The organism is Streptomyces sp. NBC_01716, from assembly GCF_036248275.1.
In the GTDB taxonomy this organism is placed as follows: domain Bacteria; phylum Actinomycetota; class Actinomycetes; order Streptomycetales; family Streptomycetaceae; genus Streptomyces.
This window is the reverse complement of sequence record NZ_CP109181.1, coordinates 1579075-1595207: the sequence shown is the minus strand read 5'-3', so window position 1 is coordinate 1595207 and position 16133 is coordinate 1579075. Positions and strand designations below refer to the sequence as shown.

The following is a 16133-nucleotide window of genomic DNA, read 5'->3' as shown; positions in this document are numbered from 1 at the left end:
TCCTTTCATGCCAGAGCCAGTGAGGCGGTCACTCTTGCCCGATGCTCGACATGTCTGAGGGCCAGAAGGGACAGGCCCAGGTATACGAGGCCGGTCAGTACCGCGAGGGTGGCCGGCCAGGCCACGGGTTCGGCGGCGAGCGCGCGGTGCACAGCCTCCGCGCCCCACGTGCTGGGCAGGATCCAGGAGAGCGGGTGCAGCCAGCCGGGGAGCAGCGCCAGGGGCATGATGGTCCCGGAGAGCATCCACACCGGGTGGTCGAGGGTGTTGACGACCGCGTTGGCGTTGCGCATGAGCACGAATGTGGTGGCGAGCAGCATGCCCATCATCCCGGTCGCGAACAGGCAGACCATCAGGGCGAACAGAAGTGCCGCAGGTGCCGGATAGTCAAGGGGCGTGCCGAAGAAGGCGGCGCCGCAGAGGACCGTGGCGACCATGGAGTAGAGGCCGATGGCCGACGAGGACACCGCCACGGGAATGAGCGCGAAGCTGAAGGGGGTGGGCGCCACCATGACCGGTTCGAGCGTTCCCCGGAAACGCATGTCCTGAATGGCCGTACCCGAACCGAAGAGGACCGATGACCACACGCCCATGAGGCCGGCGCTGACGGCAGCCTCCGGGAGTGTGTCCGGACGGCGAGCCGCGTTGAGCAGATAGAGAGCCACCAGGGCGTAGACCACCGGAGTGATCATGGTGAACAGAAGCCAGATCCGGGAGCGGGAGGCGCCGACGAAATGCACCCGGATGCCGGCCGTCACCACACGGCATACGTGGGCAGCGGTCATACTGCCGCCTCCGGCGATGTCTTCCGGTCCGTGGCACCGGGCTCGGCACCCGAGCCGACGATGGCCACGTAGGCGTCCTCAAGGGTGGGCTCTCTGCTGGTCAGCCTGGTGATACGCAGACCTCGCAGCGCACTCACGACTTGGGTGTGGATCTCTGTGCCGTTCTCCCCTCGTACGGTGAGCACCGTCTCCGAACCGTCGGTCCGCGTTACCGCGACACCCTGTACGGACGGCAGGTCTCGCAGCCTCGACAGGTGTGTCTCGTCGGCTCCGCGCACCGTCGCCTCCACCACGGTTCCCCGTGCGACGGAGCCCTTGAGTTCGTCCGGCGTGCCCAGCACCCGAATCACACCGGAGTCCACGATGGCTATGCGGTCGCACAATTCGTCGGCTTCGGCCATGTAGTGGGTGGTGAGCACCGTGGTGACACCCTCACCGGACAGTTCGGCCACGGTGCGGCGCAGTTCGCGTGCGGCCACCGGGTCGAGACCGAGTGAAGGTTCGTCCAGGAAGAGGACCTGAGGACGGTGCAGAAGACCTCTGGCGATGTGCAGTCGTTGGCGCATGCCGCGGGAGTAGCCCTCCACCCGCTCGTGTGCCCGCCCTGACAGCCCGACCTTGTCCAGGAGTTCGTGGACGCGGCTGCGCTGCTCCCTCGGGGGGACGCCGTAGAGTTCCGCGAAGTACCGCAGGTTGTCGTTGGCGGACAGCCGGTCGTACAGGCCCTTGTCGCCGCCGAAGACATAACCGATACGGCGACGGACCTCCACAGGGTCCTTGGCCACGTCGAATCCCAGGACCCGTGCTGTGCCACTGGTCGGCAACAGCAGAGTGTTCAGCATCTTGATCGTCGTTGTCTTGCCGGCGCCGTTCGGCCCCAGGAGCCCGAAGGTCTCACCCGGGTACACCGAGAAGCTCACCGTTCGCACGGCTTCCACGGTCTCGAAGGTGGGCCTGAGCCATCCTTTGCGCACGTTGTACGTACGCGTCAGGTCGACGGCCTGGATGGCCGGTCGGTCACGGAACTGATCAGTCACGGGGTTCCTTTCCCGCCCCCCGGTGCCAGCGGAAGCACCTGGTCCTCGGTGAATGTCCGGATCCCCGCCACTCCGTGGGCGCGTCCGGTTCCGGAGTGCTTGAACCCGCCGAACGGCGCGCGGCCGTCGAAGGGCGAGTCGTTGATCCCGACCTGGCCGGCGCGGATTCCGGTGGCGACGGCCAGGGCCCTGTCCCGGTCGGCGCTCCACACCCTGGCACTCAGGCCGTAGTGTCCGGCGTTGGCGAAGGTGACGGCCTGTTCGGTGGTCTCGTAGGGCACGACGGACAGGACCGGGCCGAAGATTTCCTCCGTGGCGAGCCGGGACGAGGGGTCCGTGCCCAGACAGACGGTCGGCCGAACGTAGTAGCCGCCCCCGGCGGCGGGGGGCGGCGCGCCGAGCATCCGTGTGCCGGCCGCGCGTGCCAGGCCGAGATAGCCCCGTACGCGGTCCAGTTGGGCGGCCGAGACCAAGGGCCCACGCACGGTTTCAGGGTCCAGTGGATCGCCGGTTCGCTCGCCTCGGAGCACGTCCTCGGCGATCTGGGCGACATCGTCCATGAGACGACGTGGCACCAGGAGTCTGGTGAGCGCGGAGCAGATCTGGCCGGAGTTGAAGAAGCAGCTCTCCAGTGTCGCCCTGACCGCCTGTTCCAGGTGGGTCTCGTCGAGGACCACTGACGGGGACTTGCCGCCGAGTTCGAGGAGGACCCGTTTCAGCGACCCGCCCGCCTCACGGGCAACCGTCCGGCCGCGTCGTGTGGAGCCCGTGAAGGCGATCAGGTCCACCGCCGGGTGGGCAACCAGAGCGGCGCCCGTATCCGGCCCGCCGCTGACCAGGTTGAAGGCCCCAGGCGGCCAGCCGGCCTCGGCCACGAGGTCGGCGAGGGCCAACGGGGAGAAGGGCGCGAGTTCGCTGGCCTTGACCACACTGGGGCATCCGGCCGCGAAGGCTTCGGCCACCCGGCCGAGGATCTGGTGCAGGGGGAAGTTCCAGGGGGTGATGCACGCAACGACCCCGACCGGTGGGTGGCGGACCACCGACTGCTGGGTGCTGTCGTCCGCGAGAGCGTCCGGGGCCATGGCCACGGCGTCCTCGATCACCTCGGCACACCATCCGACCTGTGCTTCGACGGACTGTCGCAGAGGCATTCCCATCTCGGCGGTGATCAACCGCGCGAGTTGTTGGGTGTCCCTGGCCAGCAGGTCACGCAGCCGGAGCAGCAACCTCTGGCGCTCGGCGAGCGGAAGAGCGGCACACACCGGCGCAGCTGCCCTGGCCTGTTCGACCGCTTGACCGACGTCCTGGACGGTGGCGGCCACCACCCGGCCCAGAAGGCGGCCCGTCGCTGGGTTCATGACGTCCAGCGCTTCACCGTGTGCCTGCACCCAACGGCCACCCGCGTGGAACAGGGTGGCCAGCCTCCCACCTGTCAGCTCGGCTGTCGCTGTCATTTCACCACCTCCGCCTCGTCCGCCGACAGACTTGTTGCAGCTTCGGTGTCACCGCCGTACAGGTTCATGAACATGCCTTCGCGCTCAGCCGGGCCGAAGACCCTACGGGTCCGTCCACCGTCGAAGACAGCCACGTCAGGCAGGTCACAGCCCCACAGCTCGCTGTAGACCGTGGTGTAGGCCCCGCAGTCCAGCATGGCGAGACCGGACCGGTCGACCGACTCAGGAAGCGGGGCGTTGCCGCAGATCAGATTAGGCGCGGCGATGGCGTCGGAGAGGTGATACGTCTGCCAGGTGTCCCCGGCGTTCCACGTCAGGGGAACAGGACGGTAGGCGCGGTCCGGAAAGGGCACCAGGACGTTCGTCCCGATCTCTGTGATTGCCCAGTGCGCGTCCGCCGTTTGCTTTGTTCCGAGGACCCGGGTGAAGGCCACAGCCGCGTCGGACACCAGGTGTCGGCCAGGTTCCAGTATCAGGCGGAAACCGGGCCTCATGCCGGAGAGCGCGTCCCTGGCGACGCCGGCGAAGTCGTCACAGTCAACTCCCTGCTGCTCCATCACATGGCGTGACTCCAAACCGCCGCCGAGGTTGACGATGGCGACACGGCGCCGGTCGGTGGAGGCGTCGGCGGCGAGATCGCCCAGCGCGCGGACCAGAGTGCCGAACCGCTGTGGGTCCACACATTTGCGCAGCTGATGGCTGTGCACTCCGACAGTGCCTAGATCCGGTGACCGCAGGGCCGCTTCGAGGAGCGCGCCCGCCTCCTTGGCCGGTGTGCCCAGTTTGGAACTGCCGCCGAAGAACGTGTCCGTCTCGAACGGGCTCACACGCACGGTGACGTCAGGGCGTACGCCGAGCCGCCGGGCCGTGGCGCACACCGCCTCCAGTTCCTCCAGGCCGTCGACGCCGATCACCCGTGCTCCGGCGCTGAGCACAGTCTCGCGGAACTCCTCGTTCCGGCGAACGGCGTTGGCCACCACGGTGTCCGGGGCGAAGCCGTACCGAAGGGCGAGTCGCCACTCGAAAGCGCTCATGATCTCGGCCCCGGCACCGGCGGCGTGCAACGCCTGCGCGATTGCCGGTACGTAACAGCTTTTCAGAGCGAAATAAACCAAGGCGTCCGAACCGAAATGCCGTGAGAATGCGCCTTGAAGGTTGCGGTAGTTGCTGACCGCCCGCTCCGGAAAGAAGACGATCCGAGGGTGATCTCCCGGCCACAGTTCCGTTGCCGGCGCTCCGAATGCGTGCAGCAGTCCGTCAGCGTAGCTGAGATAGGGGACGACCTCGTCGATGCGCCTCAGTTGTTCGCGGGACAATCCGCGCAGCGGTGTGTCCGCGTCTTCCCGCATCCGTGTTCCTCCCTGGGCCTTCTGTCTGGGGCACAGAATTGTCGGCGTCCAGCCCGTAAGTCAATGCCGTTCAAAGGGATTTCGCCGGCCGAAATTTTGAACGCCCGGACATTCGGGAGGGGTGGAAGATGGTGCCGATTTTGCGGCACCATGTCGGCCGAGCGGTGACTCTGACCGGAGCATCCGAGCCCCTCACCCCTGGAGCAGCCTTGTCGAGCTCTCTCCTTGCCCGGCCGGAGTCAGTGCGTGTCCGGCACACACGGGACCGGTTCGCCGTCCTCGTGGGCCGGGCAGTGTCCGGCTATCACCTCCGCACGGGCCGCCCCGGCGGTTCCTTCGCCGGGGGACGTGCCGCCCTGCGTATCTCACCCCGAGTACTGAGTTCCCTGGCAGGACAGTTCACTGTCACGCTGGTCAGCGGCACCAACGGCAAGACGACCACCACCCGTCTCGCGGCGGAGGCGCTGGCCACTTCCGCCGGCGTCGTCAGCAACAGCCTCGGAGCCAATCTGCCCGACGGAATCACGACCGCGCTCCTGTCCGCGGGCAGTGAAGTCGAACACGCTGTCCTCGAGGTCGATGAGCGCCATCTGCCACGAGCCGTCCTGGAGACGGATCCCAGCCTGGTCATCCTGCTCAATCTGAGCAGAGATCAGTTGGACCGCAATCCCGAGTGCCGGATGACTGCCGAGTCGTGGACCACCGCGCTCGCCGGTACCCGGGCGACCGTGGTGGCCAACGCCGACGACCCATGGATCGTCTGGGCGTGCCGCAACGCCCGCAGGGTTGTTTGGGTTTCCGTGCGGCAGCGCTGGACCGAAGACTCGTGGGTCTGTCCCGCATGTGGCAACCGACTGGTCAGGGAGGGAGAGAGCTCCTGGAATTGCACGCATTGCACCTTGTCCCGTCCCTCTCCCCGATGGACCCTCGACAATGGCCGTGCCGTCGACTCGCGGAGCGGGACGGCACACCTGTTGAGCCTGCGACTGCCAGGCAGAATCAACGAGGCGAACGCGACCATGGCACTGGCCGCCGCACGGATCCACGGTGTGCCCGCAGGCCGGGCACTGAGCGGAATGGCCGACGTCGGCAGTGTGTCGGGGCGATATGAGGACTTCCAGTACCAGGGGCGACGCGTCCGTCTCCTGCTTGCCAAGAATCCCGCCAGCTGGCTGGAGACGATGGATGTACTCATGGACAGCCCTCGCGTGCTGTTCTCCCTCAACGCACGGGAACTTGACGGACTCGACACCTCGTGGCTGTGGGACGTCGACTTCTCGGGACTGCGGAACCGGTCGGTCTTCGTCACAGGAGAACGCCGTTACGACATCGCCACACGGCTGTACTACGAGCAGGTCCCGTTCCAAATGGTCGACTCTCTCGCCGCGGCTTGCGTACGAGACGAAGCCACGGACGTCGGTGACCGGCTCGATGTGGTCGCCAACTACACCGCTTTCCTCTCCGCCATTCGCACCGTCCGGAGCACCGGACCGCGGTCCGTCGAGACGGGGCGACGATGACCGCGGAGCATCTCACCATTGCCTGGATCTGCCCCGAACTTCTTGGCACCTATGGAGACCGAGGCAATGTCATCGCCCTGGTCTCTCGCGCGCAGGCACGAGCCATCCCGATCAGGGTCGTCCGGGTCGACGCGGGACAGCCAGTGCCGGAGTCGGCCGACATCCATATCCTCGGTGGCGGTGAGGACCTGGCCCAGGAGGAAGTCGCGAGACAACTCGGCAACGACCGGGGACTGCGCCGTGCGGCCGAAGCCGGCCGTGTCGTTTTCGGCGTATGCGCGGGCTACCAGCTCCTCGGGACGAGCTTCGTCACCCACGACGGCAGGACGGCCGACGGGCTGGGGCTGCTCGACATCCGCAGTGAGCACGCTGCCCGGCGCGCCGTTGGTGAGCTGCTGGGCACGGTGCCTGCGCCCCTGTCACTGCCCCCGGTCACCGGTTTCGAGAACCACCGCGGAACCACCGTGCTGAGCGGAGATACGCGCCCCCTGGCCCGGACGATGGTCGGTGTGGGCAATGGCGACGGGACCGAGGGCGGCTTCCACCGTCACATCATGGGCACTTATCTGCACGGACCCGCGCTGGTGCGCAACCCCGCGCTCGCCGACCTCCTGCTCTCCTGGGCTACCGGTGGCAGTCTGCCGGTGATGAACGATCCCTGGACCGAGGGCCTCCGCAGCGAACGTCTGACAGCCCTGGGCCATAAGCCCGTGACATGCATCGAGACTGAGGGAGCTGCAAAATGATCCTCCGGCAGCGGGAATACTTCGGCTGGCCCCCCACCGAAGCGGATCCCGCCGAACCTAGCGAAGGGCTCGTACTGCACTACAACGGCAGCGCCACCAGCTTGCGCGAGCATTCGGACTGCGTCGCCTACTGGCAGCGTGTCCGCAGGTTTCACATCGACGGCAATGGATGGGTGGACATCGGTTACAGCTTCGGAGTGTGCCCGCACGGAGAAGTCTTCGCCGGGCGCGGGTTCGACAGATACCAGGCCGCCCAGGGCACCACTGCCGGAAACACTGATTACTACAGCGTTTCCCTCATGATCGGCGGTGTCGAAAGCCCCACGGAAGTCCAACTCGGCGGGCTCGCCGAGTTCCGTGGCCTCCTGCTGGATCTTGGGGTCACGCCCTGCGTACGGGGGCATAGGGAATTCTTTGCCACGGAATGCCCAGGCGCGGTCGTCGGGGAACTCCTGGACCAGGGTTTTTTCTCCTGACCTGAGGCGTCGAACCCCGTCGCTCCACATTGGCCCTTGGCGCAGCAGCAGTTTGCCCACCCGATGGCGAACGCGCATCAGACCCCCGCGCACATCCTCGCGCGCCCGCACCAGACTCCGGGAAGCTTCTTCGGCTACCGACGGCACCCGCACCGCCGTGACCTTGTCCAAGCGCAACGGTTTCGCCAGGTGCAGGCGTCGCGCGCCGGTTCTCACCCTCTCACCGGTTGAGATCGAGCATTACCCCGACAGCATCACCGTAGGTACGCCGCAGACGTTCCTCGCGGTCTCCCGGGCCGTACAGACTTGACAACCCGGAAGCGGACGGGTCACCAACTGAAGCCCGCCCAGCACCGCATCGGCCCACATCCGCCAGGTTCCGGGCCGTTTTCGAATCACGGCCCATCAGACACTCGTTCGCGATCGCTATCCCTTACCACCTTGCCGGCGCGGCCGACGCGTCTGGCGGTGCGGCACCTCCCGGATCAGGCTGTCCCCAACTTCCAAGCCCTTGAGCAGCCAGCACTCGATGTCGTGCTCCAGCAGGTAGAACACGGGCTTCCGGTAGATCCGTTGGCCTCCATCCCGACCAGGGTGACGCCCTCGGACAGCGGCCAGTCCCTGCCCCCGATCTTCACCCGCTCAGGCGGCCCCGCCAGGGGCTCGGACTGCTAACCCACCGAAGCGAGGCGTCTCACCCAAGGCTGAGAGGGGGCACCGGTCGGACGCTGCAGCCTTGAGGGCGCGAGCACCTCAGAAAACACCGGGCCTCCCGCGAATGTAGGCGCTACCGGCCAGACTGCGCCCGACCGGCAACCCACGACAACTTGCGAGCGAGGCCCGGGGCCACGACCGGCGCCTACATGCCGTCTAGGCTTCAGCGGCCCTGGCCCTGGCTGCCGCCGGCGGATAGACGTCGTCGAACATCCCCTGCTTGAGTCCTTCGAGATGGCCGAGGACCTCGTCAAGCCCGGTGACGTCGGCATACTTCATATGAATGTCCATCAAGCTCACTTTGTGGGAGAGCACCGCCCGGTCGAAGACGGCCTCATGCGGGATGGTGACACGAAGGTCGTAGGAGATGGCGTCCACGGTCGTGGCCCGCACACAACCGCTCGTGGTCGTGCCCGTGACGATCAGCGAGTCGGCGCCAAGCATCGTCAGGTGACTCATCAGCGGTGTACCGAAGAAGGCTGAGGGCTTCCGCTTCTCGATGAGGATGTCATCGGCTTCCGGTGCGACCTCGGCGACGATCCGGTTGCCCATGTGTCCGTTCACGTCCACCGCATCATTGCTGCGGGTGCTCTTCGACGTCCAGACGCCGAGGTCGAATCCATCCGGCCGCCGTGGGTTGGTCGTGTAGATCACCGGTAGCCGCTTGCGTCGTGCGACCTCCAGCAGCCGCACGATCGCCGGTATCGCCGTGGTCCACGCGACCTCGCCGCACGAGTATCGCCAGCGTTCGATCGATTCGAGTATCGGCTCGGGCCGGTCTCCGCAGAAGTTGTAGTTCAGGTCGACGATCACCAGCGCCGGCCGTCGGCCGAAGCCTGCCCGACGTCCCCAGCCCGCGGCTTCGAAGACCGTCCGGTCGGTCTTGCCGAGGACATCCGCCCAGACCTCGTCGTTGACGGCAGCTACTTCGTTGATGTCACTGCCCCGGGTGTTGTCCCTCATCGCCCGACCTCCCCGAGCCTGTCTGCGCGCACGGAGGTGTAGAGCTGGGTCTCCGCGCTGAAGCCAGGCCGGCTGAAGTCCGAACCGCTCCACCGGGGGTGCGACAGGTCGACGGCGGTCGGCTCCGCAACCGGGTAGGTGTGCGGTGCGCGTCGCGGGTGCCGAGCCAGATACTCGCCCCGGGGTTCGGCTACCGGACGCATCCCCGGGGAGTCGTCGGCCCATTCGGCGGTGACCTTGCCACGCATGATCGTCTTGACCGGCCAACCGTGGAAGGTGTGGCCTTCCATGATCGACCATCCTGCTCGGGTGTTGATGTGTTCCTTGCCGACGGTGACCTCGCGTCCGGCGTTGACGATGACCATGTCCGCGTCGAAGCCGGGCAGCAGCGAGCCCTTGCGGCCCCAGAGGCCGCTGGTCTTGGCCGGATTCTCGCAGCTGACCTGCACCAGGCGTTCCATGCTGATCCGGCCCTTGTGTACGCCTTCGGACAGGAGAACGGGCAGGAAGAGTTCGACCCGGCTGAAGCCGGTACGGCAGTCCCAGATGTTTGGGTTGTACATTTCTTCGAAACTCGCCGGCTCCCAGCCGACCACATGATCGGACCCGACGACGTCAACGGTGCCGTCGGCAAGCGCCTGCCACAGGGCATCGATGTTCTCCCGGCGCCGCAGCGGCACGTTGATCCGCCAGCCGTCCTCCGGCTGCGCCCACAGCCATGCCGGGCCGGTCTGCGCGAACACCCTCGCACCCTCTGCGCGTGCCTTCGCGACCTCCTCGAAGCTGAGGCGCGTGGTGCAGTGCTGAAGGTACAGCGGAGGATTTCCCGGCGTCTGCTGCGCCAGATATGAGTAGGCCCGGATGTGCTGTGCCTCGAGGAAGTCGGGGGAACGGTCCGTCCAGGCGCCGAAGTCGGTGCGGCCGGCCGCGCGCAGACGTTCCTCGAAGACCCGGCCGATCTCCCAGTTCTCCGGGTGGATGTGGACCATCCCCGGGTAGCCGAGGTGGGCCACTTGCTCCATCACCTGGTAAACGGTTCCGTCGTCGATGCCAGTACCGAGACCTGCGCGCCGAGACGGCCAGTTGCTGTCGTCACCGTCCCTCATGGCCTTGAGGCCGCGCGTCTGCAGGTAGAGCTTGAACGAGGTGACGCCATGCGCCTCGGCATACTCTTGGATCTCGTGGGCCTGCTCATCGGTTTCGAGCATGTAGGTGAGGTAGGCGTCAACGTGCGAAACGGTCTCGATCACCTTCCGAGCCGAAGGGAAAGCCTGATGGAACGAGACCACGTCGGCCCGGTTGACAACCTCTTGGAACGGTTCGGTACCCATGCGCGTCACCGGCGCCTGGATTCCCCAGGTGGTCACCCCGGCGCACGCCGCGGTCCGCGACTCGGTGCGCATGTCGTATTCGAAGGGCACGTAGCAGCCGGGGTGGGCCTCCGAGTCGACGATGCCTGGGAGGATGTAGTTCCCGTGAGCATCGATGCGTTCCTTCGCAGGTGGTAGCAACTCCTCGGGCGCGAGGGCGACCACCTTTCCGTCCTTGACGCCTACTGCCACGTTGTGGCGTCCATCGCCGAGCACGACGGTCCCGTTCGCTACGACGAGATCAAGAATTTCCCCAGCCACAATATGTCCTCCGGTGAGTGCGCGATAAATGGTGAGCGCGAGGAATGTGAAGGAACCCGCGCATTGACAGGGCGATACGCCGATCGGTGGGACGAAGTGCATTCGGGCAGGCGGATCGCCTAATGCGATGAAGGGTTGCAGCCTGACTGAGGCCCGCATGGCGAGGCATTCCCGCCCCATGGCCTGACGCGATCTCCTGGCGACAGTACGGCGGTTCCTCGCCGCGCGCACGTGTGTGACGCGCAAAGCAATCTGTCTCCCGGAGACGTCTGTTCGACTGAGGATTGTCGGCAGTTGAACAGGGATCTGGCTCCCGGCTGGGGCTTATGCGTGCACCGGCTTGCCATGGATGCCTCATCGCCGAAATCGGCCCCTCGTGATCAGGCCGGCGCCAGCTGGCGGTGGCCTGTTAACCAGGGCAGCAGAGTTCAAGAGGTCTGCCGGCGTGGTGCGGTCTTGGGGCTGTACCGGTTGAGGTCGGTGAGTCGCCTGACGTGGTGGACGTTGATCCCGTCAGCCGACTCGCACAGCTCGCAGATTCCAGTGGTGAGCCGCTCGATGAGGCGGCGTCCCCTCTTCGATTGCCACGCCCCGTCAATGATCGGGCGGGCGTGTTCGCGCCGACGCAGGGGGATGCCCCCGAACCTCGGCCCCCGGAGAATATTGCCACCCTGCGCAGCTTCGCCATCAACCAACTCCGTACCGCCGGCCACACCCACGTCGCCGCCGGACTCCGCACGACAGCGCTCCGCCCCTACGAGCGGCCGCTGGCCATCCTCGGACTCAACTGACCTGCGCCGACGCAAGGTCAGGGGACTTTGTTGTCACCCTGGGCTCTCGAAGCCGTGGTTGACGCCTTCATCCCACGGCCTGCTCCCGCACTGACCCGCCGTCAACAAACCACCGCTGGGACGCTGCGGCCGCCAGGAGCGCGCCCGGTCACCCATGATGCATTGACACTTGGTGTGATCGTCGCGATGAATTGTCCTGCTCAAGCTCGGGTGGTTTACCGTGTGATCGAACCCTGGGTGGGCCGTATCGAATTCGCGTTGCGGGTCGGCGATATCGGCGACAAGTCTCTTGTGACGTTGCCTGCGGCCGCGTCACGATGGTGGAACGAGCGAGCATGCCCGGGTCGTGTGAATGTCGGCGGCACCTTCTCATCGTCGTTGACGGAAGCCTGGTGCGAAATGGAGGAGAGCTTGATGGCTGGAAGAACCGATGAACTCGCGCGCGGCGCGACATGGTGCGAGGACGAGCAAGAGATCGGCCGCAGCGAAATCCGGCAGGCCTCAGCGACTACCGCTGTCACCGTTAGGCACAACTTCGAAACCGCGCATCGACTGCCGCAGCTCGGCGGAAAATGCCAGAATCTCCACGGTCACTCCTGGTGGGTGGAGGCAACCGTCGCGGGCGAAGCCGCACCCGACGGCATAGTCGTGGAGTTCCATGACTTGAAGAGCTACCTGCGGGAGTGGATCGACAGCAATCTCGATCACGGGACCATGCTGGGCCGCGAGGACGAGCTGGTGCCCGCGTTGAAGGCGGCGGACTCCAAGGTGTTCGTGTTCGGCGATTCGGATCCCTCGTTCGGTCTCAACTGGCCGACGGTTGAGAACGTCGCCGAGCTTCTCACCCGGGTCACAGCCGGATGCATCCGATCGCGAGGGTGGCCGGGTGTGCGCGTGTCCCGGGTCGTGGTGCGTGAAACCCATGTCAATGCCGCAGAGGTCTCGAGGTGAAGACAGACGAGGCTGACCAGGATCTGCTTGAGCTCGGCGACGGCAGCATGCCGGCACTGCCGGTCTCCGAGGTGTTCGGACCGACCATCCAAGGCGAAGGCCCGTATGCCGGCCGGAACGCATGGTTCGTCCGGCTCGGCGGCTGCAATCTTTCGTGTTCCTGGTGCGACTCGGCGTACACATGGGACGCGCAGCGCTTCGACTTGCGGCGCGAGATCCCGATGACACCGGTGGAGGAGGTTCTCGCCCGGATTCCCTCATCGTCGCTTGTCGTCGTCACCGGTGGAGAGCCGCTGCTGCACCAGAATCGACCCGCGTGGCGCGCACTGTGCACCGGGCTGAGGGCACGCGGCTGCACGCTCCATGTCGAGACCAACGGAACGATCGCACCGAACGCGACCACTCGAGGCTTCGTCCAGAGATTCGTGGTGTCACCGAAACTCGCAAATGCGGGTGCTCATCGCGGCAACATCGATCCGGCACTGCGCACCGCGTGGGTCGAGGTCGCGGAATCCGGCAACGCACACCTGAAGGTGGTGTGCGCTTCGATCGACGACGTCTCGGACGCCGTCGGAATCGCTCGCACAACCGGTTGGCCCCTCAGCCAAGTCTGGGTGATGCCGGAGGGGACGACCGCACAAGAGCTGAACGGCCGCTGGCACGCTATCGCGGAGGCGGCTGCGCATGCTGGCATCAACGCTACCCACCGGCTGCATGTTCTCGCCTGGCAGGATTGTAGAGGTCACTGAATGATTGACATTGACAAGGTCGCGTCGAGTATTTCCGACCTCCTGCTCGCGCTTGGTGTGGAGCGCGATTCGCATACGTACGATACGCCCCGACGCGTCGCCGAAGCATGGGCCGAGTGTCTCGCCGGATACGACATCGATCCGGTCATGCACCTGGACGCGACGTTCACCGGGCCGTCGGATCCCGGCCTCGTCCTGCTCAGTGGGATCCGCCTGACTTCCACCTGCGCGCACCATCTGCTGCCGATCACCGGCACTGCGACAGTCGCGTATCGCCCGCGATCGGGAGCACCCATCGTCGGCTTGTCCAAGCTCGCCCGCGTGCTCCACGGCTATGCGCGGCGACTGCAGGTCCAAGAGCAAATCGGCTACCAAGTTGTGGAAGCGATACGCCAGAAGCTCGACCCGGTCGGCGCCGCGTGCATCATCACGGCGGGGCACGGCTGCATCAGCACTCGGGGCGTCCTGGAACACGGCGCGCTGACGACGACGCAGGCGGCTGTCGGCGAGTGGGTGCCGGGGCATGCCGATCTTCAAGCGATTCTCGCCGAGCACGCAGCCCGGAGCGTCTGAACATTCAAGCCGGCGCGGCCGGATTCCGGCGGCGATTGAATTCGAGAGCTCCCAATTCCTGGCCGATCTGTACAACTGGGCTGTGCAACTGAAGAGAACACTCAGTTGCACAGACGAGATCCGGAGCTGGACCTCCGTCATCGTCGACCGTTTTATATATGCGGGTGTTGAGAATGAACACTGCAGGCGGATATTAACCCTCTCTTCTCGACTGCTGGTTGGGCATGGTGGTCGGGCACCTGTGCGCGCCTTGACGTCGGCAACACACCGGGTGTCGAGTGCGACAGACATTGATTACAACCGTCAGACGGTTCTGCGATCGGCGTAAGCCATCTGCGAATGGAGAACATTGATGACCACTGTCACCAACGTGCCCACGGTCTGGTGGGCGCCGTGAAACTCGGGATACTCGCTTGGGAGCAAGCGGAGCCCGAAGCGCTTGGGATAGCGGACGTCGCCAGGGAACGCGGGCACAGCGCGATGGTGTTCGAGCTCGACGACGTACGCTGTGATCCCGGTCCCGCGGGTGCGGTAGCGACCATCCAAGGGACCCCGTTGTCGGAGTTCGACGTCATCCTCTGCCGGTGCGATCTCAGCACGCCGCCCTGGACGGAGAAGATCCAACAGCTTCTGTTGCTCAACGGCGAACCAGGCGTGACCGTCCTCGATCCGCTGCAGGTGCACATCAGGGCAGCGAGCAAGCGAGCCATGCTTCAACAGCTCACGCTGCACGGCATTCCCGTCCCTCCGACCAAGGAGTGCCATGGCGCCGCCGACGTGCGCGACGCGCTCGACCTGTGGGGCCAGGTGGTGGTCAAGCCGGCTCTGGGCTACCGAGGGCTCGACGTCGAGCGCCTCCTCGAAGGCCCGACCACCTCGGCGCTGGAGCTCACCGAAACACTCCTCGAACGGCACGGCACGCTCCTCTGCCAGCCCTACCTGGCGCACGAGGGCGACTTCCGAGTGCTCGTCATCGGGTCGAAGGTCTCCACTTGCTCGCGGTTCGACACCGCCGGCGACGACTGGAAGCCCTTTTCCGGTGACCTTGCCGACGATCCGGTGAGCTCCGCCTTCATCGAGCCGTCGGACGAACTCGCGTACCTGGCCTTGCAAGCAGTGAAGGCGACGGACCTGACCATGGCCGGCGTCGACATCATCATGAGCGGGTCCGGCCTGACGGTGATCGAGGTGAACCCGGTGCCGGGCTGGGCCGCATGGACCCCGGAGATGGCACGAGTCCCCAACGTTCAGCTCGTGGAGTTCGCGGAGACGCAGGCCAACGCTCAGGGCAGCTTCAGTGCGCAGTCGGCACGGAGGTGGAGGTGATGAACGACGGGGCGAAGAGCCGGTCGGAGGGTCGCGGAGGCCATGCCGTGGCGGGCTCGTCGACGGGGATCATTGGCACTGGCTCGTGCCTGCCGAGCACCGTCGTGACCTGCGACGAGATGGATCGGGCGCTCGATGCCAGGCCCGGATGGACGGAGCGTGCGACGGGGGTCCGTGAACGGCGTCGTGCCCCCGCCGAGACATCGCTCACCGACCTGGCCGTCGGCGCGGGACGGGAGGCCCTCCGCGCCGCCGGTGTCAGCCCCGACGAAGTCCGGACCATCATCGTGGCCACGGTCTCATCCGACCCGCCGGTGCCGGCGGTCGCCGCCCGGGTCCAGGACCGCCTCGGCGCGACGCACGCCTTCGCGTTCGACCTCAACGCTGCGTGTGCGGGGTTCGTCTTCGCGCTGGAGGTCGCACGGCCACTGGTCGGGGTGGATGTCGAGCGGCCGTTCGTTCTGGTCATCGGAAGTGACCTCTGGTCGCGGATGACAGATCCGCTCGATCGTCAGACCTGGCCGCTCTTCGGAGACGGGGCCGGAGCAGTGGTGCTCGGCCCGGTCGAGGAGGGCGGGTTCATGGCGACGAAGCTCGCGACGAACGGCGCGCTGGGCGATTTCGCCGTGGGCGGCTTCTCGCCTCCGCTGCCGGGTCGGGCCCCCGAGAGCGCCGCCCATCTCTTCAAGATGCGCGGCCGGGACATCGCTGAGTTGATGCTCGAGGAACTGCCGAAGTTGGTGAACACAGTGACGCGGATGGCGGACGTCACCGTGGCGGACGTCGACTACTTGATCTGTCACCAGGCGAATCCCAAACTCGTGGCGCGATGCGCCGAGGAAGCGGGCTTCGCCGGGGACCGGAATGTGAGTACCGGCGAGGTGTTCGGCAACACCGTCGGAGCGTCGGTGCCACTCGGAATCGACGCAGCGGTTCAGGACGGCCGGCTGCGACAGGGGTCTTTGGTACTGCTCGCAGCCTTCGGCGCCGGAATGTCGTGGGGAGGCACCCTGATCAGATGGTCGAACCCGGGTGCCAGGGTGGAGGAGCTGTGAACATAACCTGGAG

General features: G+C 66.2%; 15 protein-coding genes. 9 read left to right on the top strand and 6 right to left on the bottom strand.

The window, feature by feature from the left end:
* Positions 1–5 precede the first annotated feature (5 nt).
* Genes OIE74_RS06825 through OIE74_RS06810 form a run of 4 tightly spaced genes read right to left on the bottom strand, consistent with a single transcriptional unit; the run spans position 6 to position 4625 of the window.
* On the bottom strand, positions 6–785 hold the full coding sequence (locus tag OIE74_RS06825; protein ID WP_329379445.1) for an ABC transporter permease: 780 nt from the start codon (positions 783–785) through the stop codon (positions 6–8).
* Positions 782–1822: an ABC transporter ATP-binding protein gene (locus tag OIE74_RS06820; RefSeq protein ID WP_329379443.1), complete on the bottom strand. Its 1041-nt coding sequence runs from the start codon at positions 1820–1822 to the stop codon at positions 782–784. Before OIE74_RS06820 ends, OIE74_RS06825 begins: the two co-directional genes overlap by 4 nt.
* Entirely contained in the window at positions 1819–3276 is a 1458-nt protein-coding gene (locus OIE74_RS06815) for an aldehyde dehydrogenase family protein (protein WP_329379441.1), read from the bottom strand. Before OIE74_RS06815 ends, OIE74_RS06820 begins: the two co-directional genes overlap by 4 nt.
* Positions 3273–4625, bottom strand: a complete 1353-nt coding sequence (locus OIE74_RS06810) for a diaminopimelate decarboxylase family protein (protein WP_329379440.1) — start codon at positions 4623–4625, stop codon at positions 3273–3275. Before OIE74_RS06810 ends, OIE74_RS06815 begins: the two co-directional genes overlap by 4 nt.
* A gap of 209 nt (positions 4626–4834) precedes the next feature.
* Here OIE74_RS06810 and OIE74_RS06805 point away from each other — a divergent pair, with 209 nt between their 5' ends.
* From OIE74_RS06805 to OIE74_RS06795, 3 genes are read left to right on the top strand one after another with little or no spacing between them, the layout of a single operon-like run.
* Positions 4835–6145 carry a MurT ligase domain-containing protein gene (locus OIE74_RS06805; RefSeq protein ID WP_329379439.1) on the top strand — a complete coding sequence of 437 codons (1311 nt, stop codon included), beginning with the start codon at positions 4835–4837 and terminating at the stop codon, positions 6143–6145.
* On the top strand, positions 6142–6891 hold the full coding sequence (locus OIE74_RS06800; RefSeq protein WP_329379438.1) for a type 1 glutamine amidotransferase: 750 nt from the start codon (positions 6142–6144) through the stop codon (positions 6889–6891). The genes OIE74_RS06805 and OIE74_RS06800 overlap by 4 nt, the downstream gene beginning before the upstream one ends.
* On the top strand, positions 6888–7367 hold the full coding sequence (locus OIE74_RS06795; RefSeq protein ID WP_329379436.1) for a peptidoglycan recognition protein family protein: 480 nt from the start codon (positions 6888–6890) through the stop codon (positions 7365–7367). Before OIE74_RS06800 ends, OIE74_RS06795 begins: the two co-directional genes overlap by 4 nt.
* 870 nt (positions 7368–8237) lie before the next feature.
* On the opposite strand, the gene OIE74_RS06790 is transcribed toward OIE74_RS06795, so the two are convergent.
* The gene (locus OIE74_RS06790) at positions 8238–9044 is read right to left on the bottom strand and encodes an isochorismatase family protein (RefSeq protein ID WP_329379434.1); all 807 of its coding nucleotides are present in this window, start codon (positions 9042–9044) and stop codon (positions 8238–8240) included.
* Complete coding sequence (locus OIE74_RS06785; protein WP_329379432.1) at positions 9041–10777, bottom strand: dihydroorotase; 1737 nt, start codon at positions 10775–10777, stop codon at positions 9041–9043. Before OIE74_RS06785 ends, OIE74_RS06790 begins: the two co-directional genes overlap by 4 nt.
* A 509-nt stretch (positions 10778–11286) precedes the next feature.
* On the opposite strand from OIE74_RS06785, the gene OIE74_RS06780 reads away from it, so the two are divergent.
* The 6 genes from OIE74_RS06780 (at position 11287) to OIE74_RS06755 (ending at position 16120) form a co-directional block, all read left to right on the top strand.
* Positions 11287–11466: a hypothetical protein gene (locus OIE74_RS06780; protein ID WP_329379430.1), complete on the top strand. Its 180-nt coding sequence runs from the start codon at positions 11287–11289 to the stop codon at positions 11464–11466.
* 54 nt (positions 11467–11520) lie between these two features.
* Entirely contained in the window at positions 11521–12417 is an 897-nt protein-coding gene (locus OIE74_RS06775; RefSeq protein WP_329379428.1) for a 6-pyruvoyl trahydropterin synthase family protein, read from the top strand.
* Positions 12414–13166 (top strand): 7-carboxy-7-deazaguanine synthase QueE, encoded by a 753-nt coding sequence (locus tag OIE74_RS06770; RefSeq protein ID WP_329379426.1) that lies wholly within the window; start codon positions 12414–12416, stop codon positions 13164–13166. Before OIE74_RS06775 ends, OIE74_RS06770 begins: the two co-directional genes overlap by 4 nt.
* A complete protein-coding gene (gene folE, locus OIE74_RS06765) occupies positions 13167–13739 on the top strand; it encodes a GTP cyclohydrolase I (RefSeq protein WP_329379424.1) in 573 nt (190 codons plus the stop codon). It begins immediately after the preceding gene.
* A gap of 339 nt (positions 13740–14078) precedes the next feature.
* Positions 14079–15065 (top strand): ATP-grasp domain-containing protein, encoded by a 987-nt coding sequence (locus tag OIE74_RS06760; RefSeq protein ID WP_329379422.1) that lies wholly within the window; start codon positions 14079–14081, stop codon positions 15063–15065.
* Positions 15065–16120, top strand: a complete 1056-nt coding sequence (locus tag OIE74_RS06755) for a 3-oxoacyl-ACP synthase III family protein (protein ID WP_329379420.1) — start codon at positions 15065–15067, stop codon at positions 16118–16120. Before OIE74_RS06760 ends, OIE74_RS06755 begins: the two co-directional genes overlap by 1 nt.
* Positions 16121–16133: the final 13 nt, after the last annotated feature.